Source organism: Xenorhabdus sp. PR6a (assembly GCF_028599065.1).
GTDB lineage: Bacteria > Pseudomonadota > Gammaproteobacteria > Enterobacterales > Enterobacteriaceae > Xenorhabdus > Xenorhabdus doucetiae.
Window position 1 is genome coordinate 1 of sequence record NZ_JAQRFJ010000153.1, and the last position, 1,518, is coordinate 1,518.

The 1,518-nt window shown below is 52.4% G+C and carries 3 protein-coding genes; all 3 read left to right on the top strand.

All coding sequences use genetic code 11. From position 1 onward, the window contains the following. A partial coding sequence (locus tag PSI15_RS17955; RefSeq protein ID WP_273584699.1) for a phage major capsid protein occupies positions 1-569 on the top strand: 569 nt, incomplete at its 5' end. Between the two features lie 44 nt (positions 570-613). Beyond that, complete coding sequence (locus PSI15_RS17960) at positions 614-1,162, top strand: HK97 family phage prohead protease (RefSeq protein ID WP_273584700.1); 549 nt, start codon at positions 614-616, stop codon at positions 1,160-1,162. A gap of 2 nt (positions 1,163-1,164) precedes the next feature. After that, a partial coding sequence (locus PSI15_RS17965) for a phage portal protein (protein ID WP_273584701.1) occupies positions 1,165-1,518 on the top strand: 354 nt, incomplete at its 3' end.

Below are 1,518 nucleotides of genomic sequence, written 5' to 3' on the forward strand. Positions count from 1 at the left end.
TCTTAGGTTGGCTGACCTCAGAAATTGCCGACACGTTCGTTGATACCGAAGAAACCGATCTTGTCAGCGGTGACGGCAGCAAAAAAGCGAAAGGCTTCCTGTCTTATCCCCGTGATTCCCAAGCCGACAAAGCGCGCGCTTTCGGCACCCTGCAAAAGCTGGAAGTTGCCACCCTTGAAGCGGATAGCCTGATTGACCTTAAATTTTTGCTCAAGAACAAGTACCGCAAGAATGCTGTATGGGTGATGAACTCCACGACTGCCGCCAAGGTACAGAAGCTGAAAAACGGCAACGGGGATTATATCTGGCGGGAACGTTTGCAAGCCGGTGATCCCGATATGCTGCTGGGCTTGCCTGTCCACTACCTTGAATTTATGCCGGATAACGTTATCGGTCTGGGTGACTTCAAGCGCGGTTACTTCATCGTTGACCACGAAACAGGCACCCGCACTCGCCCCGACAATATCACTGAACCGGGATTTTATAAGGTGCACTGTGATAAATATCTGGGCGGGGGCTTAGTGGACTCCAACGCAATCAAGGTGCTGGAACTGAAAGCCGGCAAATAAGCGAGAGGGGCACAGCGCCCCTTTTCAGTCTTGGAGTCCATAAGATGAAGAATGATTTTGAAATCCGCACCGCTTCCTTGTCAGCGTCAGATAAAAAGCTGGTCGGCTACGCGATCCGGTGGAACAGCCGCTCACACCTCTTGTGGGATGAGTTTGTCGAACAGTTCGCCCCGAATGCCTTTCGTGCCAGTTTAACGGCGGGTACTGATGTTTTGGCGCTTTATGAACATGATCATATGAACCTGTTAGGCCGCACCGCCTCCGGCACCTTACAGCTTAGTGAAGATGCGACTGGGTTACGTTTCGAGTTAACCCCGCCGGATACCCAATTAGGCCGCGATGTGCTGACTTTGGTTGAGCGCGGGGATATCTCTGGTATGTCCTTTGGGTTCAGGGCATTGAAGGATCAATGGGATATTGGTCAAGAACCGTATGTCAGAACCGTCTTGGAGGCTGAATTACGGGAAATTACGATCACCAGCCTGCCCGCCTACCCTGAGAGTGGGGTGGAGATTGCCAAGCGCTCACTCAATGGGGTTACGCCCCGTGCGGCTGACTTGCGTCATTACTGGCTGCAATTGTCTGAGGTGTAACCATGTGGCCGTTTAAGCGTAAAGCGCCTGAAACCCGCAGTATGATGATGGAGGAGTTTCTTTCTCTGGCGGGCGTATCTAACACTAAATCGGGGGAGCATGTTTCACCGTCCACGGCAGAGGGCTTACCCGCCGTGATGAATGCCGTCACGGTCATTAGTGAAGCCGTGGCCTCTATGCCTTGCTACCTCTATCGGGTTCAACACCAGAACAGTAAAGAGTCCCGCGAATGGCTCAGTGATCACCCGGTGGATTACTTGCTCAATGAGTGCCCGAATGACTGCCAGACCCCGTACCAGTTCAAGCGAACCCTGATGCGTCATTGTCTGTTAAATGGTAATGCGTATGCGGTGATT